Origin of the sequence: uncultured Allobosea sp. (genome assembly GCF_945956895.1) — a bacterium.
GTDB lineage: Bacteria > Pseudomonadota > Alphaproteobacteria > Rhizobiales > Beijerinckiaceae > Allobosea.
On sequence record NZ_CAMFJF010000001.1, the window covers coordinates 44702 to 67389 of the forward strand.

The 22688-nt window shown below is 66.5% G+C and carries 23 protein-coding genes; 13 read left to right on the top strand and 10 right to left on the bottom strand.

The genetic code is table 11. The features are described from left to right. Positions 1–148: 148 nt before the first annotated feature. The 3 genes from Q0Q02_RS00210 to Q0Q02_RS00220 form a co-directional block, all read right to left on the bottom strand. Entirely contained in the window at positions 149–952 is an 804-nt protein-coding gene (locus tag Q0Q02_RS00210) for a glucose 1-dehydrogenase (protein ID WP_293806041.1), read from the bottom strand. Between the two features lie 154 nt (positions 953–1106). Continuing rightward, complete coding sequence (locus tag Q0Q02_RS00215; protein WP_293806042.1) at positions 1107–2126, bottom strand: TRAP transporter substrate-binding protein; 1020 nt, start codon at positions 2124–2126, stop codon at positions 1107–1109. A 187-nt stretch (positions 2127–2313) separates the two neighbouring features. Beyond that, positions 2314–4182, bottom strand: coding sequence for a TRAP transporter large permease subunit (locus Q0Q02_RS00220; protein ID WP_293806043.1), 1869 nt, complete (start codon positions 4180–4182; stop codon positions 2314–2316). 234 nt (positions 4183–4416) lie between these two features. On the opposite strand from Q0Q02_RS00220, the gene Q0Q02_RS00225 reads away from it, so the two are divergent. Genes Q0Q02_RS00225 through Q0Q02_RS00235 form a run of 3 tightly spaced genes read left to right on the top strand, consistent with a single transcriptional unit; the run spans position 4417 to position 7780 of the window. Then, on the top strand, positions 4417–5304 hold the full coding sequence (locus Q0Q02_RS00225) for an IclR family transcriptional regulator (RefSeq protein WP_293806044.1): 888 nt from the start codon (positions 4417–4419) through the stop codon (positions 5302–5304). Next, on the top strand, positions 5301–6935 hold the full coding sequence (locus Q0Q02_RS00230; protein WP_293806045.1) for an acyl-CoA synthetase: 1635 nt from the start codon (positions 5301–5303) through the stop codon (positions 6933–6935). The genes Q0Q02_RS00225 and Q0Q02_RS00230 overlap by 4 nt, the downstream gene beginning before the upstream one ends. After that, a complete protein-coding gene (locus tag Q0Q02_RS00235; protein ID WP_293806046.1) occupies positions 6932–7780 on the top strand; it encodes a DUF296 domain-containing protein in 849 nt (282 codons plus the stop codon). The genes Q0Q02_RS00230 and Q0Q02_RS00235 overlap by 4 nt, the downstream gene beginning before the upstream one ends. Before the next feature lie 111 nt (positions 7781–7891). On the opposite strand, the gene Q0Q02_RS00240 is transcribed toward Q0Q02_RS00235, so the two are convergent. Further along, positions 7892–9517, bottom strand: a complete 1626-nt coding sequence (locus Q0Q02_RS00240; RefSeq protein ID WP_293806047.1) for an acyl-CoA synthetase — start codon at positions 9515–9517, stop codon at positions 7892–7894. Positions 9518–9668: 151 nt separating this feature from the next. Between Q0Q02_RS00240 and Q0Q02_RS00245 the strand changes: the two genes are divergently transcribed. The 5 genes from Q0Q02_RS00245 (at position 9669) to Q0Q02_RS00265 (ending at position 14095) form a co-directional block, all read left to right on the top strand. Continuing rightward, positions 9669–9941, top strand: a complete 273-nt coding sequence (locus Q0Q02_RS00245; protein WP_293806048.1) for an AbrB/MazE/SpoVT family DNA-binding domain-containing protein — start codon at positions 9669–9671, stop codon at positions 9939–9941. Further along, complete coding sequence (locus Q0Q02_RS00250; RefSeq protein WP_293806049.1) at positions 9938–10333, top strand: type II toxin-antitoxin system death-on-curing family toxin; 396 nt, start codon at positions 9938–9940, stop codon at positions 10331–10333. The genes Q0Q02_RS00245 and Q0Q02_RS00250 overlap by 4 nt, the downstream gene beginning before the upstream one ends. Further along, complete coding sequence (locus Q0Q02_RS00255) at positions 10330–11226, top strand: 3-keto-5-aminohexanoate cleavage protein (RefSeq protein ID WP_293806050.1); 897 nt, start codon at positions 10330–10332, stop codon at positions 11224–11226. The genes Q0Q02_RS00250 and Q0Q02_RS00255 overlap by 4 nt, the downstream gene beginning before the upstream one ends. Further along, positions 11223–12455 (top strand): peptidase T, encoded by a 1233-nt coding sequence (gene pepT, locus Q0Q02_RS00260; protein ID WP_293806051.1) that lies wholly within the window; start codon positions 11223–11225, stop codon positions 12453–12455. The genes Q0Q02_RS00255 and pepT overlap by 4 nt, the downstream gene beginning before the upstream one ends. A gap of 278 nt (positions 12456–12733) precedes the next feature. Next, positions 12734–14095, top strand: coding sequence for an AarF/UbiB family protein (locus tag Q0Q02_RS00265; RefSeq protein WP_293806052.1), 1362 nt, complete (start codon positions 12734–12736; stop codon positions 14093–14095). Positions 14096–14263: 168 nt separating this feature from the next. Here Q0Q02_RS00265 and Q0Q02_RS00270 read toward each other — a convergent pair whose 3' ends face one another. Next, the gene (locus Q0Q02_RS00270) at positions 14264–14494 is read right to left on the bottom strand and encodes a hypothetical protein (RefSeq protein WP_293806053.1); all 231 of its coding nucleotides are present in this window, start codon (positions 14492–14494) and stop codon (positions 14264–14266) included. Positions 14495–14752: 258 nt separating this feature from the next. Between Q0Q02_RS00270 and Q0Q02_RS00275 the strand changes: the two genes are divergently transcribed. From Q0Q02_RS00275 to Q0Q02_RS00295, 5 genes are all read left to right on the top strand, one after another. Beyond that, the gene (locus Q0Q02_RS00275) at positions 14753–15037 is read left to right on the top strand and encodes an aa3-type cytochrome c oxidase subunit IV (RefSeq protein WP_293806054.1); all 285 of its coding nucleotides are present in this window, start codon (positions 14753–14755) and stop codon (positions 15035–15037) included. Between the two features lie 37 nt (positions 15038–15074). Continuing rightward, positions 15075–16214: a Re/Si-specific NAD(P)(+) transhydrogenase subunit alpha gene (locus Q0Q02_RS00280; RefSeq protein ID WP_293806055.1), complete on the top strand. Its 1140-nt coding sequence runs from the start codon at positions 15075–15077 to the stop codon at positions 16212–16214. Positions 16215–16232: 18 nt separating this feature from the next. Continuing rightward, positions 16233–16667, top strand: coding sequence for an NAD(P) transhydrogenase subunit alpha (locus Q0Q02_RS00285; protein ID WP_265056008.1), 435 nt, complete (start codon positions 16233–16235; stop codon positions 16665–16667). A 5-nt stretch (positions 16668–16672) separates the two neighbouring features. Further along, positions 16673–18079: an NAD(P)(+) transhydrogenase (Re/Si-specific) subunit beta gene (locus Q0Q02_RS00290; RefSeq protein WP_293806056.1), complete on the top strand. Its 1407-nt coding sequence runs from the start codon at positions 16673–16675 to the stop codon at positions 18077–18079. Between the two features lie 79 nt (positions 18080–18158). Then, positions 18159–19031: an alpha/beta fold hydrolase gene (locus tag Q0Q02_RS00295; protein ID WP_293806261.1), complete on the top strand. Its 873-nt coding sequence runs from the start codon at positions 18159–18161 to the stop codon at positions 19029–19031. A 20-nt stretch (positions 19032–19051) separates the two neighbouring features. On the opposite strand, the gene Q0Q02_RS00300 is transcribed toward Q0Q02_RS00295, so the two are convergent. The 5 genes from Q0Q02_RS00300 to Q0Q02_RS00320 all read right to left on the bottom strand — a co-directional run bounded on the left by Q0Q02_RS00300 (position 19052) and on the right by Q0Q02_RS00320 (position 22473). Next, entirely contained in the window at positions 19052–19906 is an 855-nt protein-coding gene (locus Q0Q02_RS00300) for a tetratricopeptide repeat protein (RefSeq protein WP_293806057.1), read from the bottom strand. A gap of 243 nt (positions 19907–20149) precedes the next feature. Next, positions 20150–20383, bottom strand: a complete 234-nt coding sequence (gene rpsU / locus Q0Q02_RS00305) for a 30S ribosomal protein S21 (RefSeq protein ID WP_047579559.1) — start codon at positions 20381–20383, stop codon at positions 20150–20152. 167 nt (positions 20384–20550) lie between these two features. Beyond that, entirely contained in the window at positions 20551–21657 is a 1107-nt protein-coding gene (locus tag Q0Q02_RS00310; RefSeq protein ID WP_293806058.1) for a 5-(carboxyamino)imidazole ribonucleotide synthase, read from the bottom strand. Then, positions 21654–22154: a 5-(carboxyamino)imidazole ribonucleotide mutase gene (gene purE / locus Q0Q02_RS00315; RefSeq protein WP_293806059.1), complete on the bottom strand. Its 501-nt coding sequence runs from the start codon at positions 22152–22154 to the stop codon at positions 21654–21656. Before purE ends, Q0Q02_RS00310 begins: the two co-directional genes overlap by 4 nt. Positions 22155–22254: 100 nt before the next feature. Then, complete coding sequence (locus Q0Q02_RS00320; protein ID WP_265056003.1) at positions 22255–22473, bottom strand: DUF465 domain-containing protein; 219 nt, start codon at positions 22471–22473, stop codon at positions 22255–22257. Positions 22474–22688 lie beyond the last annotated feature (215 nt).

Sequence of the window (22688 nt, forward strand, 5' to 3'; positions counted from 1 at the left end):
CAATGGAGGAATGGACGGTCGATGGGGGGAGAGGACCGTCATGCCCGGGCTTGACCCGGGCATCTCGTGCCGGTGGAGGCTCCAGTGCCCTCTTGTCCGGAGATTCTCGGGTCTTCGCCTTGCTCCGCCCGAGAATGACGCGGTGCGCTCAGCCCGGCAGGCCGGCGGTGCAGCTCTGGCCGCCATCGACCGGCAGGCAGACGCCGGTAATGAACTTCGCTTCGTCTGAGGCGAGGAAGATCGCGGCGTTGGCGATATCCCAGGCGGTACCCATCTTGCCCATCGGCACCTGCGCGTCGCGGGCGGCCACCATCTCCTCGACGGAGGCGTATTGCGAGGAGATCTGCTTGTAGATCAGCGGTGTGTCGATCAGGCCGGGCATGATGCAGTTCGCCCGGATGCCCCGCTTTGCGTATTGCATCGCGAGCGCGACCGTCGCCTGGTTCACCGCCGCCTTCGTCGCGTAATAGGCAAAGTACGGGTAGCCGGTCCAGCGGATGGCGGCAAGCGAGGAGATGTTGACGATGGCGCCGCCCCCGCCCTTCAGCATCTCCGGGATGACGGCCTTGGCGCAGCGATAGACCGAGCCGAGATTGAGCTGGAGCGAGGCGTTGAACTGCTCTTCCGACAGCTCGACCGGGCCGCCCATATGGGTGACGCCGACATTGTTGTGGAGGATGTCGATGCGGCCGAAATGCCGGGCGGTCGCGGCGACGCAAGCCTCGACCGAGGCGAGATCGGTGACATTCGCGGCGAACGCCAGCGCCTTGCCACCTTCGCGAGTAATGATCGCGGCGGTTTCCTCGGCGGCGGCCAGATTCAGGTCGATGCAGGCGACGCTGGCGCCTTCGCGCGCATAGGCGACTGCCGCGGCCTTGCCGTTGCCCCAGCCGGGCCCGGAGGAGCCCGCGCCGAAAACGATGGCGATCTTGCCCTTCAGCCGGTCGGCCATGTGAGAGTTCTTTCTATTGGATGGGGTAAGGCGCGCCAATGCAGCGCCGTCATGCTCGGTCTTGACCCAAGCATCTCTGAAACCAGAGCGAACTGGTCGTGAGATTCTCGGGTCGAAGCCATGCTTCGCCCGAGAATGACGAGCTAGTAGCCGATCAGCTCAGCGAGCTGCCGACGGCCTTCTCCAGGATGCCCCAGGCCTCGTCGCCGTACTTCTTCTTCCACTCGGCGTAGAAGCCGGCCTTGCGCAGCGCATCGCGGAAGGGGTCGGCCTTGGTCTCGTTGATGGTCATGCCCTTCGAGGCGAGCTCGCCCTGCAGGCCGGCATTGAGCTTTGCGACGTCGTCACGCTCCAGCAGCGCGGCGGCGTTGATGTTCTTGGCGACGATGGCGCGCAGGTCTTCCGGCAGCTTCTCCCAGGCGCGGCGGTTGGCCAGGAACCAGAAGCCGTCCCACATGTGGTTGGTCAGCGAGAGGTACTTCTGCACCTCGAAGAGCTTTGCGGTTGCGATGATCGCGAGCGGGTTCTCCTGGCCGTCGACGATCTTGGTCTGCAGCGCGGTGTAGACCTCGGCGAAGTTGATCGATGCCGGGGCCGACTGGAAGGCGGTGAACATCGAGGTCCAGAGCGGCGAGACCGGCACGCGGATCTTGAAGCCCTTGAGATCGTCAGGCGAATTGACCGGGCCCTTCGACGAGGTGATCTGGCGGAAGCCGTTGTCCCAGATCTTGTCCATGACGACGAGATTGGCCTTGTTGATCTGGCCGCGGACATAGGCGCCGAGCTCGCCGTCCATCGCTTTCCAGACGGCATCGTAGTTCGGGAAGGCGAAGCCGATGCCGGAGAGCGAGGCGTTGGCGACGAGCGTCGACAGGATCAGCGGCGAGAGCGTGAAGAACTCGACGCCGCCCGAGCGCACCTGGCTCAGCATGTCGGTGTCGGAGCCGAGCTGGTTGTTCGGGAAGATCTGGATGTCGACCCGGCCCTTGGTCTCTTCCTTGATCTTCGCCACGGCCTCGTTGGCGCGCGCGTTCATCGGGTGCGCGACGGGCAGGTTGTTGGCGTATTTATAGGTGAACTCGGCGGCCTGGGCGTTGGCGCGGCCGATATGGAAGGTGCCGATGGCAGAGGCGGCGGCTGTCGCCTGGAGCAGGGTGCGGCGCGAGATGGTCATGGGCGTTTTCTCCTTGGTGCTTTTGCTTGTTTCTGCAGTTGATCTCAGAGGCGCGTCATCCCGGCCGCAGCGAAGCGGAGCGCCGGGATCCATCGTAGGGCTGCGTGCTCTACGATGGATCCCGGATCTGCGCGGCTAGCGCCGCTTGTCCGGGATGACATGGAGCCTGTTCGTTCCGGCATGAGCTTCACAGCACCCAGGTCGAGAGGCCGGGGACGAGGGCGATGACGACGAGGCCGACGAGCAGGGCGATGAGATAGGGCCAGATCGCACCCATCGCCTCGTCCGGCGAGACGTTGCCGATCTTGCAGGCGATGTAGAAGCCGATGCCGATCGGCGGCGCCATCAGGCCGATATTCATCGCGGTGACCACGACCATCGCATAGTGCACGTCGTTGATGCCGAGGCTCTTGGCGATCGGGAACATCAGGGGCGCCAGCAGCACGATCGCAGGCAGGCCCTCCAGCACGCAGCCGAGGATCATGAAGACGACGATCGACACCGCCATGAAGCTGAGCCAGCCGCCGGGCAGATGCGCCATGAAGCTGGCGAGGTCGCGCGCGAAGCCGGTCTGGGTCAGCGCCCAGGCCATGGCGAGCGCGGTGCCGAGGATCATCAGGATCGCGCCGGAGAGCGCCGCCGTCTCGACCAGCATCGCGTAGAACTTGCGCGGGCTGATGCCGCCATAGAGCACGATGCCGATGATGAGCGCGTAGAGCACCGCGATGGTCGAGACCTCGGTCGCGGTGGCGACGCCGCCGCCGACCGCGGCGCGGATGATGAAGGGCAGGACCAGCGCCGGTGCCGCGACGAGCGCGACCTTGCCGATCACCGCGAGCGGGGCGCGGCGCACGCCTTTCATGTCCTCCGCCGCCGCCTTCCAGCGGGCGAGGCCCGCGAGCGCGACGAGCAAGACGCCAGCGATGACGAAGCCGGCGTTGAACAAACCCGCGATCGAGACGCCGGCGACGGAGCCGAGCACGATCAGCACGATCGAGGGCGGCACGGTGTCGGCCATGGCGGCGCCGGTCGAAAGCAGCGCGATCAGGTCCTTGGGCTTGTAGCCGCGCCGCTTCATCTCCGGGAACAGCGCAGGCGCCACGGTCGCCATGTCAGAGACCTTGGAGCCCGAAATCCCTGAGACGAGATAAAGCGAGCCGAGCAGGACATAGGACATGCCGGCGCGGACATGGCCGAGCAGCGAGGCCAGGAAATCGACGATCGCCTTGCCCATGCCGGTGGCATCGAGGATGCAGCCGAGCAGCACGAAGATCGGCACCGAGAGCAGGATGAGGCTCGACATGCCCTCGTCCATGCGCCCGATCATCACGATCATCGGGACATTGGTCGAGAAGGCGAGGAAGGCGAGCGTGCCCAGCCCGAAGCAGAAGGCGATCGGAACGCCCGCGACGAGGCAGGCGGCGACAACGCCGATCAGGAAGATCAGGATGTTGTAGTAGCCGAGCCCCTTCAAGGTCGGTCCGAGCAGCCAGAAGGCGAGGCCGAGTCCGCCGACGATTGCAGCCGCAGCGGCGATGTCGACGAGGCGCGCGGTCTTGAAGAGATAGCGCAGGGTCAGCAGCCCCATCAGCACGATGCCGACGGCGATGGCCGAGACCCGCCAGCTCACGGGGATGTTGAGTGCGGCCGAGGTGACGTAACTCTCCTCCACCGCATATTCGATGGCCGGATCGACCATCGCGGCGAGGAAGGCGGCGACGGCGGTCAGCGCCAGGGTCTCGGCGAATTCGCGCAGCCGCTGCGGCATCATGCCGACGAAGAGCGTCAGGCGCAGGTGCTCGTTGCGGTCCACGGCAATGGCGGCGCCGAGCATGGCGAGCCAGATGAAGGCGATCGAGGCGACCTCGTCGACCCAGACGAAGGGCAGCGCGAAGACATAGCGCGAGACGACGCCGAGCAGCAGTACGCCGATGATGAAGGCGACCAGCGCGGCGGCGACGATTTCGACTGGCCGCATGATGGCCGAGCCCGGACGCGCATCCGCGTTCTCGCTCAGGTTCTCGGGGATCGTCAGCGTATCGGCGATATCACTCATGCGGCGGCCTCAGATGCCGGTCGCCGGGCGCATTACGCCCGTGATGCAGAATGCCCTTGGGGCCATCGTTCCGTTCCTCCCTTCGCGCCGATCTTGTGAAGTCGCCGGCGTCGATTGCGGTCCACACTGTGAATAGCCAGGCAGCGGGACGGCGGGCAGATTACACGAGGGAGGCGGCATTGCAATCCGCAAAGCGCCGATCTACGGTTGGGGCACAAGAATAAGGTCCATATCATGGACTGTCTGGAGGAGCGCTTGCCGCAGAATTCCGCGCCCGAAGCCGGCCTGTCCGGCTCGCAGAGCGTCGACCGCGCGCTCGGGCTGCTCTCGCTGATCGGGCGGGAGCCGGCCGACGGCATGCCGCTCGGCGAGATCGTTTCCGGCAGCGGGCTCAACAAGCCGACGACGCGGCGCCTGCTGCTGGCGCTGATGCGGGCCGGGCTTGTCGAGCAGGAGCCGCAGACGCGGCGCTATTGCCTCGGCGAGGAAGCCTTCGTGCTCGGCGTGCTGGCGGCGCGCCGTCACGGCCTGCTCGAGCTGGCGATGGACGGCCTGCGCCGGCTGTCAGCGGAGACGCAGGACACGAGCTTCCTGACCGTTCGGCGCGAGAACTATGCGATCTGCCTGCATCGGGAGGAGGGGACTTATCCGGTGCGGACCCATGCCTTGCAGGCCGGTGACCAGCATCCGCTCGGCGTCGGCGCCGGCTCGCTCGCCATGCTGGCGGCGCTGCCTGACGACGATGTGGACCGGGTGATCGCGGCCAATGAAGCCGCGCTATTGGCGCGCTATCCGGGCTTCGCGCCGGAGGCCTTGCGTGCCGATCTCGCCAAGACGCGGGAGCGCGGCTTCTCGCTCAATCCCGGCCGGCTCGTCGCCAGCTCCTGGGGCATCGGCCGTGCCTTCCGCTATCCGGACGGGCGGGTCGCTGGGGCCCTCTCTATCGCAGCGATCGACAGCCGCATGACGCCGAGCCGGCAGGCGGAGTTGGCGGTGCCGCTGGCACGCGAGGCTGAGCGCATGGAAACGCTCTTGGCCGAGATGTTCGTATCCAAGCGGGCAGCGCGGCCGACGGCCGCCGCCGCGCCGCGATCCATCGAGACAGGGAGAGCCGCAAGATGAGCTCTGCAAAAGGAGCCCCCACCGGGGGCGTCGTGCCGATGACGCGGCGCGTGATGAACCTCGCCCATATCGCGACGCAGAATGCGCGGCGCCTGGCGGAGCATCCCGCCTTTATCTGGGGCGAGAAGACGCTCGACTGGGCCGAGATCGATGCGCAGGTTTCGGCGTTGGCGGCGGGCTTGCGGGCGCGCGGCATCGGCAAGGGCGACCGCCTGCTCGTCCATTCCAAGAATTGCGACGCGATGTTCGTCTCGATGTTCGCGACCTTCCGGCTCGGCGCCGTCTGGGTGCCGACGAATTTCCGCCTGCTGCCGGACGAGGTCGCCTATCTCGCGACCGCTTCCGGCGCCAAGGGCTTCCTCTGCCATGGCGATTTCCCGGAGCATGCAGCGACGGTCGCGGCAGCCCATCCGGCACCGGAGTTCATCTGGCGGATCGGCGAGGGGGCCTTCGGCGAGGACGAGGTCGGTGCCGTCATCGCCCGTCATCGCGGCGAAAAGGTCGAGAATGCGGCGGTCGAGCATGACGATCCCTGCTGGTTCTTCTTCACCTCCGGCACGACCGGGCGCTCGAAGGCTGCGGTGCTGACACATGGCCAGATGGGCTTCGTCATCACCAACCATCTCTGCGACCTCGTGCCCGGCTCGACCGAGAAGGATGCATCGCTGGTGGTGGCGCCGCTTTCGCATGGCGCGGGTGTGCACCAGCTCGTGATCTCGGCGCGCGGTGCGACCTCGATCCTGCTGCCGACCGAGCGCTTCGATATCGACGAGGCCTATCGCCTGATCGCAAAGCACCGGATCAGCAACATCTTCACCGTGCCGACGATCCTGAAGATGCTGGTCGAGCATCCCGCCGTCGACAGCCATGATCATTCCAGCCTGCGCTACATCATCTATGCGGGCGCGCCGATGTATCGCGAGGACCAGAAGGCGGCGCTGAAGAAACTTGGCAAGGTGATCGTGCAGTATTTCGGGCTGGGCGAGGTGACCGGCAACATCACCGTGCTGCCGCCAGCCCTGCATGAGGCCGAGGACGGGCCGAATGCCCGCATCGGCACCTGCGGCTTCGAGCGCACCGGCATGCAGGTGCAGATCCAGGATGAGGACGGCAAGGAGGTCGAGCCCGGCGTTCAGGGTGAGATCTGCGTGATCGGGCCGGCCGTCTTCGCCGGCTATTACGACAACCCGGAAGCCAACGCGAAATCCTTCCGCAACGGCTGGTTCCGCACCGGCGATCTCGGCCATATGGACGAACAGGGCTTCGTCTACATCACCGGCCGGGCCTCGGACATGTACATTTCCGGCGGCTCCAATATCTATCCGCGCGAGATCGAGGAGAAGATCCTGACACATCCCGCGATCGCGGAGGTCGCGGTGCTCGGCGTGCCTGATCCGGTCTGGGGCGAGATCGGCATCGCGGTCTGCGTCAACCGGGCCGGCCAGAATGCGACGGAAGCCGAGATCGCCGATTTCCTCGGGCCGAAGATCGCCCGCTACAAGATGCCGAAGCGCTTCCTGTTCTGGGAGTCGCTGCCGAAATCCGGTTACGGCAAGGTGCCGAAACGCCTCGTCAAGGACGAGCTGGAGAAGCGCGGCGAACTCGATTTCCTGAAGGGGAAGGCGTCGTGAGGCGCATCCAGCAGCCCGGCACCGGTACGCCCGAGCGCATCCAGTGGGTCGAATGCCGCGGGCGGGGTTTTTCGCTGACGCTGCAGGCGGGTGTGCCGCTGCTGGAGGCGGTGAGGAGCGGTTTCGCGGCCGAGGGTTTCGCCTCGGGGGTGGTCAAGCTCGATGGGCTCAGGCTCTCGCCCTTCGCCTATGTGATGCCTGCGCTGTCGAAGACGCCTGAGCATGCGGCCTTCTACAGCGATACCTATCGGCCGGAGGGCGGGGCGCGGATCGAGGTCGGCGCCATGACTTTCGGCCGGCGCGACGGGGCGCCGTTCTTCCATGCCCATGCGCTATGGGTGGAAGGGGACGGCAAGCACAGCGGCGGGCATATCCTGCCGGATGAAACCACCGTGGCCGAGACGATCACGCTGCAGGCTGTCGGGCTGGACGGTGCTGTTTTCGCGGCGGAGCCGGATAGCGAGACGCATTTCAAGCTGTTCGGGCCGGTGGTGGCGTCGGGTGGCGCTGGCGAAGGGCGGTTCTTCGCGCTTCGCGTGAAGCCGAATGTCGATTTTTGCGGAGCGCTGGAAGCGTTCTGCGCCGAGCGTGGCATCCGCGAAGCGGTGATCCATGGCGGCGTCGGCTCGACCATCGGGGCGCGGTTCACGGGTGGCGGCGTGGTCGAGAATTTCGCCACCGAGGTTGCGATTACGGCGGGGCGGATCGCTCCCGCCGCCGGCGGCTTTGAGGCGGCGATCGATGTCGCCTTGGTCGACTACAGCGGTGCACTGGCCAGCGGGCGGTTGAAGCGCGGCGACAATCCGGTGCTGATGACCTTCGAGCTGGTGCTGGAGGCGATCTGAGCCGCCGTGTCATTCTCGGGCGGAGCGAAGCGCAGACCCGAGAATCTCTTCCAGAAGAGGCGCCTTCTGGTCCTGAGATGCTCGGGTCAAGCCCGAGCATGACGGCGGGGTTCAACCGCCCCGCTGCTTCTCGATCTCCCGGTTGCGCAAATCCTTGCGCATGATCTTGCCGGTTGCGGTCAGCGGCAGCTCGGTCACGAACTCGACCTCGCGCGGATACTGATAGGCCGCGAGCCGGTCGCGCACGAAAGCCTGGATTTCGGCTGCCAGTTCCGCTGTCGGCGTCACATCCGGCTTCGGCAGCACGAAGGCCTTGACGATCTCGGTGCGGACGGGATCGGGCACGCCGACCACCGCGACCATCAGCACGGCCGGGTGGCGGATGATGCAATCCTCGATATCGCCCGGCCCGATGCGGTAGGAGCCCGAGGAGATGATGTCGTCGTCGCGGCCCTGGAACCAGAAATAGCCCTCCTCGTCGCGCGCGCCGCTGTCGCCGGTGACGAGCCAGTCGCCGATGAACTTGGCCGCGGTCGCCTCGGGCTGGTTCCAGTATTCCAGCATCATCACCGGATCGGGGCGTGCGACCGCGATCAGCCCTTGCTCGCCATCAGGCAGTTCGCGCCCTTCCGGCGAGATCACCGCGACGCGATGGCCGGGCACGGCGCGGCCCATCGAACCGGGCTTCACGGAAAAGAGGCTCGCGCAATTGGAGACGAGCAGATTGGCCTCGGTCTGGCCGTAGAACTCGTTGACCGGGAAGCCGAAGGTCTCGCGGCTCCAGTCGAGCATGTCGGCGCCGAGCGTCTCGCCGCCGGTGCCGATCGAGCGCATGGCGTAGCCGAAGCGCCTGGGATTGCCGACCTGCCGCATCAACTTGAGCGCGGTTGGCGGCAGGAAGGCGTTACGCACCTTGTGCCGTGCCATCAGCGCGAAGGCGGCCTCGGGATCGAACTTGCGGGCACGGGAGGCCAGCACCGGCACGCCGCAATAGAGGCTGGGCAGGAGCACGTCGAGCAGGCCGCCGATCCAGGCCCAGTCGGCGGGTGTCCAGAACAGGTCATGGGCCTGCGGGAAGAACTCCTGCGGCAGCTGCACGCCGGGCAGATGGCCGAGCAGCACGCGGTGGGCATGCAAGGCGCCCTTCGGTTTCCCCGTTGTGCCGGAGGTATAGATGATCACGGCCGGATCGTCGGCGCGCGTGTCGGCAGGGGTAAAGCGGTCGGAGGCTTTCGCCATCTCCGCCTCGAAATCGAGATGGCCGGTGCCGCCGACGACGAAGATCTTGCGCAGGTTCGGCAGGGCGTCGCGGATCGCCTCGACCTTGCCGATATTCTCGGCGTCAGTGACCAGCACGCTGGCGCCGCTATGGCCGAGGCGGTGCTCAAGCGCCTCGGGGCCGAACAGGATGAAGAGCGGCAGCGCGATGGCGCCGAGCTTATAGGCGCCGAGATGGGCGATCGCGGTCTGCGGCGATTGCGGCAGCAGGATGCCGACGCGCTCGCCCGGACCGATGCCGTGGGCGCGGAGCAGATTGGCGAAGCGGTTCGAGGCGCGCGATAGCTCATCGAAGGAGAGTGTTGCGACCTTGCCTCCGTCCTCCTCGAAGATCAGCGCCGGTTTGCCGCTGCCGTCGGCATGGGCGTCCGAGCAGGCCGTGCCGATATTGAAGCGCTCCGGGATGCGCCAGGCGAAGGCGTCCAGCGTGTCACGATAGGTCGCGCGGCGTTCGAGCATGTCGTCATCCGTCTGCTGAATCTGCGACACTAGACTCGCCATCGGGGGGCCTGACAAGGCGGCGAGGACCTCAGCGCGGCATAACTTTTGTTATAACAATGCGTATGTTATACATGTGATATAACGCGATTGCCTCAGAAAGGATTCCGCAATGAACAAGCAGAACCCTCCTGCGACCGAGCGTGGCAGCGAGAATGCCAACGTGCTGCAGATCCGCAAGATCGGCAATTCGCTTGGGGTGATCCTGCCGCGGGATGTTCTCGCGCAGCTGAAGCTCTCCGAGGGCGACAAGGTCCATCTGGTCGAGCAGGCCGGCGGCGGCTTTCGCTTCGTCAAGCAGAAGCCGGATTTCGACAAGGCGATGGAAGCCGCGCGGCGCGGGATGAAGATCTATCATAACGCACTGGCGGAACTCGCGAAGTGAGCGAGCCGAACTGGCTGTCGGACGAGATCATCATCGCGATTCATGACGAACAGCTCGCCATTCATGGCGGAGGGGTCGGATTGCGCGATGAAGGGATGTTGGCTTCCGCGCTCGAACGACCGGTCAACAAATGGTCCTATGAGAACGCCGGGCTGCCCGAGCTTGCCGCGGCCTATGCGTTCGGGCTGGCAAAGAATCATCCCTTCGTCGACGGCAACAAGCGAACCGCGCTGCTCGCGCTCTACACCTTTCTCTACATCAACGGCGTCGATTTCATCGTGCCTGAAGCCGGTGCCGCTGCCGCGATCCTCGCGCTTGCGGCCGGCGAGGTCGATGAGGACGGGCTGACGCGCTGGATTCGCGACAACTGGCCGAAGGATATGCCGGCATGAGCAAGCCGATCTGGGTCGAGGCCGCGATCAACGGCCCCTGGGGCAAGGAGCGCCAGCCCGGCATTCCGATCAGCATTCCCGATATCGTCGCGGATGGCATCGCCGCCGTGGAGGCGGGCGCGGCGATCGTGCATCTGCATGTCTACGACATGGCGACCGGACGCCAGCGCGACGACTGGGAGCTCTATGCGCAGGCGATCGAGGGTATCCGCGCCAAGGTCGATGCCATCGTCTATCCGACCATTCCGATCCTCGGCTCGGGCTATGCCGGCGACATGATCGGCTCCGGCCGCTACACCCATCTCGAGGAGCTGGCGAAGCGCGGGCTTGCCGAATGGGGTGTGCTCGATCCCGGCTCCTGCAACTGGACGACCTTCTCCGGCATTCCGCAGGGCGAGGCCGGTTTCATCTACCAGAACCCCGGCGAGCATATCCGCGAGGGGATGGAGGTGGCCGAGCGCCACAAGGTCCACCCGAGCTATGCGATCTATGAGCCGGGCTTCACGCGATTGGGCGCGGCCTTGGCCAAGGCCTATCCGGGTATGCCGATGCCGATCTACCGGTTGATGTTCTCGGATGCCTTCGCCTGGGGCTTTCCGCCGCGCGAATGGGCTCTGGAAGCCCATCTCAAGCTGCTCGCCGAGGATGCGCCCGAGGCGCCGGTGATGATCGCCGGGCTCGGTGTCGATCTCGGCGATCTCATCGGCCCGGCGGTAGGGCGGGGCGTCCATGTCCGCGGCGGGCTGGAGGATGCGCCCTTCGGCTGCGACAAGACGAATCGTGAATTGATCGCGGACACCGTCCGGCTGGTCGAGGCGGCGGGCGGACAGCCTGCAAGCGCGGCCGAGGTGCGGGACTGGCTGTCGCGACAGGCGAAGGGAGAGGCGCAGTGAGTTTGCGCGACAAACTGCTCGAACGGTTCCTGCGCTATGTCGCGATCGAGAGCCAGAGCGACATGAAGGCGACGAGCCTGCCGAGCACGCCCGGCCAGCAGGCTCTGGCGGAATTGCTCGCCGAGGAATTGCGCGTGCTCGGGCTGGAGAATGTCGTCATCGACGACCACGCCACGGTGACGGCGCTCAAGCGCGGCACGAAGGCGGGCGCGCCGCGCATCGGCTTCATCGCCCATGTCGATACGGTCGATGTCGGCCTGTCGCCGGTGATCAAGCCACAGGTGTTGCGCTTCGAGGGCGAGGATCTCTGCCTTAATGCGGAGAAGGACATCTGGCTGCGCGTCGCCGAGCATCCTGAGATCGTTGGCTACAGGGGCAGTGAGATCGTCTTCAGCGACGGCACCAGCGTGCTCGGCGCCGACAACAAGGCGGCCGTCGCGATCGTCATGACGCTGCTTGCCGAACTGCGCCCCGAGGACCAGCATGGCGACGTCCTCGTCGCCTTCGTGCCGGACGAGGAGATCGGGCTGCGCGGTGCCAAGGCGCTCGATCTTGCTCGGTTCGACTGCGACTTCGCCTACACGATCGACAGCTGCGAGGTCGGCGAGGTCGTCTGGGAGAATTTCAACGCAGCCATGGCCGAGATCGTCTTCACCGGCGTCACTGCCCATCCGATGTCCGCGAAGGGCGTGCTGGTGAACCCGCTGATGATGGCGCAGGATTTCATGGCCGCCTTCGACCGGGCGCAGACGCCGGAACATACCGAGGGCCGCGAGGGCTACACTTGGTTCCTTGAACTCGTCGCCACGCCGGCCGAAGCGGTGCTCCGGGCCAATATCCGCGATTTCGACAAGATGTCGTTCGCGGCGCGCAAGCGCCGGATCGGCGAGGTCGCGGCGGATATCGTCCGGCGCTATCCGACCGGGCGCGTCACCTCGGAGGTGAGCGACGTTTACGGCAACATCGCCGACAGTCTGGGCGAGGACCGGCGTTCGGTCGATCTCTTGATGGCGGCGCTGGCCGAATTGCAGATCGCGCCGAAGCTGATTCCGATGCGCGGCGGCACGGACGGCGCGGCGCTTTCGGCACGCGGGCTGCCAACGCCGAATTTCTTCACCGGCGCGCATAATTTCCACTCGCGCTTCGAGTTCCTGCCGCTGCCGGCCTTTGAGACCTCCTACGAGGTGGCGCGGCGGATCTGCCTGCTGGCGGGGCAGGGCGCTGCGTAGGCGTTTCGCTTCGTACGAATTCGCCGTCATTCCGGGGCGGCCCATTGGGCCGAGCCCGGAACCCAGAACCGATGCCGTTCATCGCCAGGCGAGCCATTCCCGCGTGCTTCTTCAAGAGGCGGCATCGGTTCTGGATTCCGGGCTCATTGCTGCGCAATGCCCCGGAATGACGGAGGTGGTTCCGGCTCGGACGCGATGCTTCGCGCGGCTTGTCGCATTGGCGTGCGGCCTGACGCCGCCTACATGAGGTGGGCAGGATCAGCGAAAGCGCCATACGCATGTCCGAACGCGACGCCGAAGCCAACCGATTCTCCGCCCGCGCAGCGCGCTATGCCCGCGTCGGCGCCAATGTCGGCGGGGTTGCGGCCCGGATCGCGGGCGCCCGGCTGTTCGGCGTCGAGGGGCGCGACGCCACCAATGCCGAGGCGCTGGCCAAGGCGCTGGGCGGGCTGAAGGGTCCGATCATGAAGGTGGCGCAGCTCGTCGCCACCATCCCCGATGTCGTGCCGCCGGAATACGCTGCCGAGTTGCAGAAGCTGCAATCGCAGGCGCCCCCGATGGGCGCCGCCTTCGTCAAGCGGCGGATGATGGCCGAGCTCGGCGCCAACTGGCGCGAGCGCTTCGGCGAGTTCGACCTGAAGCCCGCAGCGGCGGCCTCGTTGGGGCAGGTGCATCGCGCGACGACGCTCGATGGAGCGGCGCTCGCCTGCAAGCTGCAATATCCCGACATGGAATCGGCCGTCGAGGCCGATATCGCACAGCTCGAGGTGCTGTTCTCGCTACACCGGCGCATGGGCGCGGTGATCGACACCACCGAGATCGCCAAGGAGATCGGCGCCCGCGTCCGCGAGGAGCTCGACTACCGGCGCGAGGCCAAGCATGCCGCGCTCTATCAGGCGATCCTGTCCGATACGCCGGAGGTGCGCGTGCCGGCGCTGGAGCCGGCACTATCGACCCGGCGGCTGCTCACGATGCACTGGCTCGAAGGCAGCCCGATCCTCTCGCACAAGCAGGACGGGCAGGCGGTGCGCGACCGGATCTCGACCGCGATGTTCAAGGCCTGGTGGCGTCCATTCAGCCATCACGGCGTCATCCATGGCGATCCACATCTCGGGAACTACACGGTGTTTGCGGAGGGCGGCGAGCCGCAGGGTATCAACCTGCTCGACTATGGCTGCATCCGCATCTTCCCGGAGAGCTTCGTCGGCGGGGTGGTCGATCTCTACAAGGGGCTGCGCGATGGCGAGGAAGCCCGCGTCGTCCACGCCTACGAGACCTGGGGCTTCAAGGGGCTGACCAAGGACCTCGTCGACACTCTGAATATCTGGGCGCGCTTCATCTACGGGCCGCTGCTGGAGGACCGGGTGAGGCGCATCGCCGAGGGCGTCAGCCCGGCCGAATACGGCCGCAAGCAGGCTTTCCAGGTGCATCAGGCCCTGAAGGCGCGCGGGCCGGTGACTGTGCCGCGCGAATTCGTCTTCATGGACCGCGCCGCGATCGGGCTCGGCGGCGTCTTCCTGCATCTCGATGCGGAGCTGAATTTCCACCGATTGTTCGAGGCGGAGATCGACGGATTTTCGGTGGAGCGGGTTGCCGAGCGGCAGGGCGCGGCGCTGGTCGCTGCTGGTTTGACGCCCTAGACCGGCTTTGCCCTGACTGAACCGTCATTGCGAGGAGCGAAGCGACGAAGCAATCCAGGGGGGACTGTGCTGGAGCGTTCAATCCAGTCCCCCCGGATTGCTTCGCTGCGCTCGCAATGACGGCCTGACGGTTCAATCAGGGCGAAAATTTCCCTGGCCTCGCGTCGCTCAGTCGCCCCCGCCGCCGCAATCCCCGCCGCCGTCATCGCCGAAGCCCCCGCTTCCTCCATCTCCGCCGCCGGACGTGCGGCGCCATCGGGCGATTTCTTCATCGTCGCGCTTCGTCTGCTCGCGTGCCTCGGCGAACCAGCGCTTTGCCTTCTCGCGCAGAGCAGGGTCGAGATCCAGGAGGCGGTCCTTCGTCGTTTGCTTGGTCCGATCGTCCACCGGCGTCTCCATTCGGTGATCCAAGCATAAGCGAATCTGCCGAGCGGCGCTTCCCTGGGCTTGCGTTGGCGTTAATTGCTTCAAAAACAGGAGAAACGAGAGAATATCTTTCTATTTAAATCGATTGAATTCCTCTGATTCCGCCGTTAGAGAAGAGGGGTGCGGTGTGTCAGCGCCACGCTCCACGGCTGCTGCGCGCTGCCGCGTTGCTCGTGCGTCGCGGGTGCGCTACAGGCTTAAAGAGACTGTGTCTTTTTCAGGATCGAGACCATGGCCGACCACGCCCACTCCGCCGACGCTCCCGCGATGGATTATGCCGAGCACGAGCGGACCTATACCGGGTTCGTGCATTTCGCCGAGGTCGGCACTGTTGCCGCGCTCGCCATCGTCGCCGCGCTCGCCGTTGGCGGCGCCAAGCATGCCTGGGGCACGGCGCTGATCGGCACGCTTCTTGCTGTGCTCGGCACCGGCGTCGGCATCGCAGCTCCCTCGATCGGCTGGCGCGCGCCTGTCGTCTCGCTCGTCCTGATGCTCCTCGCGCTGCTTCTGCTCTGACCGTCTCCCCATAACGCCGGAAAGGCCTGCCCCCGCCATGCGCATTGCTGTCCCAGCCGAAACGCAAGGGGCGGAAACCCGCGTCGCAGCGACGCCGGAGACCGTCCGCAAGTTCAAGGGCCTCGGTGCCGAGGTCGTGGTCGAGACGGGGGCGGGCAAAGCTTCCGGTATTCTCGACGCGGATTATGAGGCGGCAGGGGCGACGATCGCCAAGACGGCCAAGGAGGCGCTGAAGGGCGCCGCCATCGTGCTGAAGGTGCGCCGTCCGTCCGAGGGCGAGATCGCCGGCCTGCCGGCCGGCGCGCTCGTCGTCGCGACGATGGATCCCTACGGCAATGAGGCGCAGGTCGAGGCGCTGGCCAAGGCCAATGTCACCGCCTTCGCCATGGAGTTCATGCCGCGCATCACCCGCGCGCAGGTGATGGACGTGCTGTCCTCGCAGGCCAATCTCGCCGGCTATCGCGCCGTGATCGACGGCGCCGCCGAATACGGCCGGGCGCTGCCGATGATGATGACGGCGGCGGGCACGGTGCCGGCTGCGAAGATCTTCATCATGGGCGTCGGCGTAGCCGGCCTGCAGGCGATCGCGACCGCGCGCCGTCTCGGCGCCATCGTCACCGCCACCGACGTGCGCCCCGCCACCAAGGAGCAGGTCGAATCACTCGGCGCAAAATTCCTCGCCGTCGAGGACGAGGAGTTCAAGCAGGCGCAGACCGCCGGCGGCTACGCCAAGGAGATGTCGAAGGAATACCAGGCGAAGCAGGCCGAACTGACGGCCAGCCACATCGCCAAGCAGGATATCGTCATCACCACCGCGCTGATCCCGGGTCGCCCGGCGCCGAAGCTGATCTCGGCGGCGATGGTCGAGAGCATGAAGCCCGGCTCCGTCATCGTCGATCTCGCGGTCGAGCGTGGCGGCAATTGTGAGCTGGCCAAGGCGGGCGAGGTCGTGACCACCGCTAACGGCGTCAAGATCGTCGGCCATCTCAACGTGCCGGGCCGTCTGCCAGCGACATCCTCCTCGCTCTACGCCAAGAACCTCCTCGCCTTCGTCGAGACGCTGATCGACAAGGCCGAGAAGAAGCTCGCGGTGAACTGGGACGACGAGCTGGTCAAGGCGACCGCCCTGACGAAGGACGGCGCCGTCATCCATCCGAATTTCGCGCCGAAGGCCTGAGCGTAAGGAATTCCGACCATGGCAACTCCCTCCACCGAACAGGCTCTCGAACAGGCCCGCAACGCGGCCGCCCTCGCCAAACAGGCAGCCGAGCTTGCCGAGCGCTATGCCGATCAGGCCGCGGCCGCGGCCAGCATCGCGACCGGCGGCGTCGACCCGACGGTCTATCGCCTCGCGATCTTCGTGCTCGCCGTCTTCGTCGGCTACTATGTCGTCTGGTCGGTGACGCCGGCGCTGCATACGCCGCTGATGTCGGTCACCAACGCGATCTCCTCCGTCATCGTCGTCGGCGCCTTGCTGGCGGTCGGCGTCGAGACACTGCCCGCACTCGGTGACGGGCCGATCTGGGCCAAGGTCTTCGGCTTCCTCGCGCTGATCCTCGCCTCGGTGAACATCTTCGGCGGCTTCCTCGTCACAGAGCGCATGCTCGCGATGTACAAGAAGAAGGGTTGATCGCCATGGCCGCGAATCTCTCAGCCCTGCTCTACGTCGTCTCCGGCGTCCTCTTCATCATGGCCCTGCGCGGCCTGTCGCATCCGACGACCTCGCGACAGGGCAACCGCTACGGCATGATCGGCATGGCGATCGCCATCGCCACGACCGTGGTGTTCTACCCGCCCTCCGGCTTCTCCGGCTGGCTGCTCGTGATCCTTGGCATCGCCATCGGCGGCGGCATCGGCGCCTATATGGCGAAGCGCGTGCAGATGACGCAGATGCCGCAGCTCGTCGCCTTCTTCCACTCGCTGGTCGGCCTCGCTGCCGTGCTGGTGGCGGCGGCGGCGCTCTATGCGCCCGAGGCCTTCGGCATCGGCCATACCGGCTCGATCAAGGGCGCGAGCCTGTTCGAGATGGCGCTCGGCGTCGCCATCGGCGCGATCACTTTCACCGGCTCGATCATCGCCTTCCTCAAGCTCGACGGGCGGATGAGCGGCAAGCCGATCATGCTGCCGCAGCGCCACGGCATCAATATCGGGCTCGGCATCGCGCTGGTCGTGCTGCTCGCGATCTTCATCAAGAGCGAGAGCCACGCCGTCTTCTGGCTGATCGTCGCGGTCTCGCTGGCGCTCGGCGTGCTGCTGATCATCCCGATCGGTGGCGCCGACATGCCGGTCGTCGTCTCGATGCTGAACTCCTATTCCGGCTGGGCTGCCGCCGGCATCGGCTTCACGCTCGGCAACATGGCGCTGATCATCACCGGCGCGCTGGTCGGCTCGTCCGGCGCGATCCTGTCCTACATCATGTGCAAGGCGATGAACCGGAGCTTCGTCTCGGTCATCCTCGGCGGCTTTGGCGGCGACGATGCCGCCGCCGCGGCCGGTGGTGCCGTCGAGGCGCGCCCGGTCAAGCAGGGCTCGCCCGATGACGCGGCCTACATCATGAAGAATGCCGCCAAGGTCATCATCGTGCCGGGCTACGGCATGGCGGTGGCGCAGGCGCAGCACACGCTGCGCGAGATGGCGGACCTGCTCAAGAAGGAAGGCGTCGAGGTCAAATACGCCATCCACCCGGTGGCGGGCCGCATGCCCGGCCATATGAACGTGCTGCTGGCGGAAGCCAACGTGCCCTATGACGAGGTCTTCGAGCTCGAGGACATCAACTCGGAATTCGGCCAGGCCGACGTCGCCTTCGTCATCGGCGCCAACGACGTCACCAACCCAGCCGCCAAGACCGACAAGTCCTCGCCGATCTACGGCATGCCGATCCTCGACGTCGAGAAGGCCAAGACCGTGCTCTTCATCAAGCGTGGCATGGCGGCGGGCTATGCCGGCGTCGAGAACGAGCTGTTCTTCCGGCCCAACACGATGATGCTCTTCGGCGACGCCAAGAAGGTCACCGACGAGATCGTCAAGGCGATGGCGCACTGAGGGGCCTCGCCGTCATCGGATCGCTGCAAAGGGCCGGCTTGATCGCCGGCCCTTTCGTTTCCGGGACCTGCATCGCGTGATGATCAGGCGTCTGCTCAAACCGGTGCTGCTGCTCGGGCTTGCGGTCTATGCAGCTGGTCTCGGCCTGCTCTACATGCGCCAGCGCGAGATCATGTATCCGCGCGATTCCGGGCGGGCCGACATCGCCTCTGCCGGCCTTGCGGCCGCCGAGGAGGTCAGCGTGGCCACAGCAGATGGTGAGCGGCTGGTCGCCTGGGTCGTGCCGCCCCGCGCCGGCAAGCCGGTCCTGCTCTATTTCCATGGCAATGCCGGCAATCTCGGGCGGGCCGGACGAGTCAACCGCTTCCGGGCGCTTACGGAGGACGGCACCGGGCTCTTTGCGATCAGTTATCGCGGCTATGGCGGCTCCACCGGCCTGCCGAGCGAGGAGGGGCTGCTGCAGGACGCGCGGGCGGCCTATGGCGCCGCTGCCGCGCGCTTCGGCGCCGGCAGGCTTGTGGGCTATGGCGAGTCGCTCGGCACCGGTGTGGTGCTGAAGCTGGCGGCCGAGGTGCCGCTTCAGGCGGTGGTGCTGGAGGCGCCCTATCGCTCGACGCTCGCCGTGGCGCAGGGCCTCTATCCCTATCTGCCGCTCAGCCTGGCGATGAAGGACCAGTTCCGCTCGGACGAGATCATCGGCCGGATCAAGGTGCCGCTGCTGGTGCTCCATGGCGAGCGTGACCAGGTCATTCCCTTCGCGCAGGGAGAAGAGCTCTACGCGCTCGCGAGCCCGCCCAAGCGCTTCCTGCGCTTTCCGGCGGGCCGGTATACGGACCTGCCGCGATACGGATCGATCGAGGAGGTCCGGCGCTTCCTGGCGGATGCCGCCTCGGGCGGCATCGCGGGCGTGGAGACCCGGACGGTCGGGGAGATTGCCGGCACGCGTCCCTGACAGGCGCGCCCGGCGTCGGATCAGCTCCGGAAGAAGCCGCCGCCACCGCCGCCGATGCGGGAGGAACCGGCGCGGGCAATGGCATTGTTGCCGTCGAGCGCGAGCGCGCGCTGATAGGCTTCCGAGGCTTCCGCCTTCTTGCCGAGCTTCTCGAAGGCGAAGCCGCGGCCGGCCCAGGCATCGGCATTGCGGTTGTCGACGTTCAGCGCGGCGGTGAAATCCTCCTGCGCCGCGTCGTATTTGCCGAGCGCGTTCAGGCTCTGGCCGCGCGCGATATAGGGCGGCGCGGTATAGGGATTGCGGTCGATCACCGAGTCGAAATCGGTGACCGCATGCTGGTGCTGGCCTTCCTTCTGATAGACGAGGCCGCGGGCATGGAAGGCTTCCGCCGATTCGGGGTTGAGCCGGATCGCAGTGTTGAGGTCGGCCAGCGCCTGCTGGCTGTTGCCCTGCTGGCGCAGCAGGTTGGCGCGGGCGATATAGGCCGGCGCATAGTTCGGATTGGCGGTGGTGGCGCGGTTGAAATCGGCGAGGGCCGAATCGGCGCGGCCGCTCTGGCGCAGCGCGAGGCCGCGATTCGTGTAAGCCGAGGCCAGATTCGGATCGAGCTGGATCGCCTTGGTGAAATCCCCGATCGCATCCGAGAAGCGGCCGACGCGGGCATAGGCGGCGCCGCGGGTGTTGTAGGCGCCCGGATCGTTCGGATTGCGCGAGATGACGTCGCTCAGCGAGCCGATATTGACGCTGGCATCGGCGGTGTCGCGGGTGTCGAGTTCGGCGACGGCGGGCTGGGAACCGAGATTGGAGACGGTGTCGCAACCCGCAAGCGCCAGCGCCATGCCGGCTGCGGCCAACCAGTTACTGCCTCGGATCATGCTCTGCCTCATCGGTCTCGTGCTTCGCCTGCCGCGATGCCCCCGATCCCCGGAGATGATCGGCCTTGTGGCCGCCGCGGCGTGATCGCGCTCCCCGCCGACAGCGCACTGCCGGAGACAACGCCCGAAACCCGCCAAAACTTGGTTAACGTCGCTGAAATGACAACGCGCCCGGAGCGGGCTCCAGGCGCGAATCGCTATCGGCCCTGTCGTGACGACCCCATGGGGATCGCCATGAGGGTCTCAGGGGCGCTTGGGCTTCACCGGCGCGGGCAGGAGGCCTTCGCGCTGGAGCTTCTTGCGCTGGAGCTTGCGGGCGCGGCGCACGGCCTCGGCCGACTCGCGAGCGCGCTTCTCGGACGGCTTCTCGTAGTGACCACGGAGCTTCATCTCACGGAAGATGCCTTCGCGCTGCATCTTCTTCTTGAGGGCGCGGAGAGCCTGATCGACATTGTTGTCGCGAACGAGAACCTGCACGTGAAACGTCCGTCCTTAAGCGGTTGATCCAAGAATTGGGGCCGGCGGCGGGGCAGGCCCTCCGCGCGAAGATGGGTGCGGATAGCAGAATTCATTTCGCCTGTCCACGCCACAAACCCGTGAAAATCGGGTCTGAGCACGTTTCAGACCGGCCTTGTATCCAGCGCTTAGCCGGCCTCGCCGAGAATCCGGGTGACATGGCCCATTTTGCGGCCGGGACGAGCGTCGCGCTTGCCGTAGAGATGCAGATGCGCGCCGGGTTCGGCCAGCAATTCGCGCCAGCGGAGCGCACTCGCGCCGATCAGATTCTCCATCTCGACACGGCCGCGCCGGGCGGTCGAGCCGAGCGGGAAGCCGCAGACGGCGCGGACATGCTGGTGGAACTGCGAGGTCTGCGCGCCCTCGCTGGTCCAATGCCCGGAATTATGGACGCGCGGGGCGATCTCGTTGACGACGACGCGCTCGGCGAGGTCGCCCTCGGCTTCGAGTACGAACAGCTCCACGGCAAAGACGCCGACATAGCCGAGCGCCTCACCGATGCGCCGGGCCGCGTCGATCGCCTGCAGCGACGCGCCCTCCGAGAGATTCGCCGGGATGCGCGTATAGGCGAGGATGTGATCGCGGTGCTCGTTCTCGCAGACGTCGAAGGCGGCGAAGGAGCCATCGAGCCCGCGCGCCGCGACGACCGAGACCTCACGGACGAAGGAGACGAAACCTTCGAGGATCGCCGGAAAGCGCCCGATCGCCTCATGGGCCTCGGCGAGGTCGCTGCCCGGCGCGATCTTGACCTGGCCCTTGCCGTCATAGCCGAAGCGGCGGGTCTTCAGGACCGAGGGCCGGCCGAGCGCGGCCGCAGCCGATTCGAGATCGGCCAGCGTGTCGACGGCGCGGAAGGGGGCGACGGCAAGGCCAAGCTCGGAGACGAAGCGCTTTTCGCTGAGCCGGTCCTGCGTCACCGCCAGGGCGCGGGCGCCGGGATGGAGCGGCACGCGCGCGGCGAGGAAGGCGGCGGTCGCCGCCGGAACGTTCTCGAACTCGTAGGTCACGACGTCGACGGCATCGGCGAAGCGGGCGAGCGCTTCCTCGTCCTCGTACTCCGCGACGGTGTGGCGTGCCGCGACATCGAAGGCCGGGCTATCGGTCTCGGGCGCGAAGATATGGCAGCGGATGCCGAGATCGGCGGCGGCGAGCGCCATCATCCGGGCGAGCTGGCCGCCGCCGAGGATGCCGAGCATGGCGCCGGGCGCGAGGCCGGTCGGGACGGGCGCGCTCATGTGTCGTCCCGGTTGGGGCGCTCGGCGATACCGGCGCTCTGGCGGGCGCGATAAGCGTCGAGCCGGCCGGCCAGCGCGGTGTCGGAGAGAGCGAGCACCGCGGCGGCGAGCAGGGCGGCGTTGACGGCGCCGGCCCGGCCGATGGCAAGCGTGCCGACCGGGATGCCGGCCGGCATCTGCACGATCGAGAGCAGGCTGTCCTGGCCTGAGAGGGCCTTGGATTCGACGGGTACGCCGAATACGGGCAGGGGCGTCAGCGAGGCCGTCATGCCCGGCAGATGAGCGGCGCCGCCGGCGCCGGCGATGACCACCTTGAAACCTTCCGCCTTGGCGCCCTTGGCGAAGTCGAAGAGGCGTTCGGGCGTGCGATGGGCCGAGACGATGCGGGCATCATAGGGAATGGCGAGGGCGTCGAGCGCCTCTGCCGCATGACGCATCGTCGCCCAATCGGACTGGCTGCCCATGATGATGGCGACGGGGGGGCTGCTGGCTGCCATGGAATGCGCTCGGGCTCGGCTCCGGAAGCGCGCGATCTAGACTGGTAGATGCCGGGGAAGCAAGGGAGAATCGCCGCAGTGCAGCCGGAAAACGCCTGTGTCAGGCGATGATGTCGGGCGTCAGGGCGTCCTCGATCTGGGCGATGCGGTCCTTGAGGTAGAGTTTGCGCTTCTTCAGGCGCTGGACCTGGACCTGATTGATCGAGCCCACACGCTCCAGCGCGTCGATGGCGCTGTCGAGATCGCGATGCTCCTCGCGCAGCCGCGCGAGCTCCGAGGTGAAGGTCTCGACCTCTTCCGGGCTGAGCTCGAATCCCATGGGCATCTCATCATCGCCTTGATCGGGGGCGACTATGCGCGTGCCGCCCGTTGTCCTGCAAGTGTGGGCGCGGCGGCACAGGCATCGGGAAGCCCATCTATTCACGGCTTTCCGGGAACGGACCGGCGATGATCACAGAATCTCATGAATGCCGTGTGACGGCACAGGGAAGACGTGAAGCCGGCTCTATGCCAGATTGGAACGTCAACTGCTCA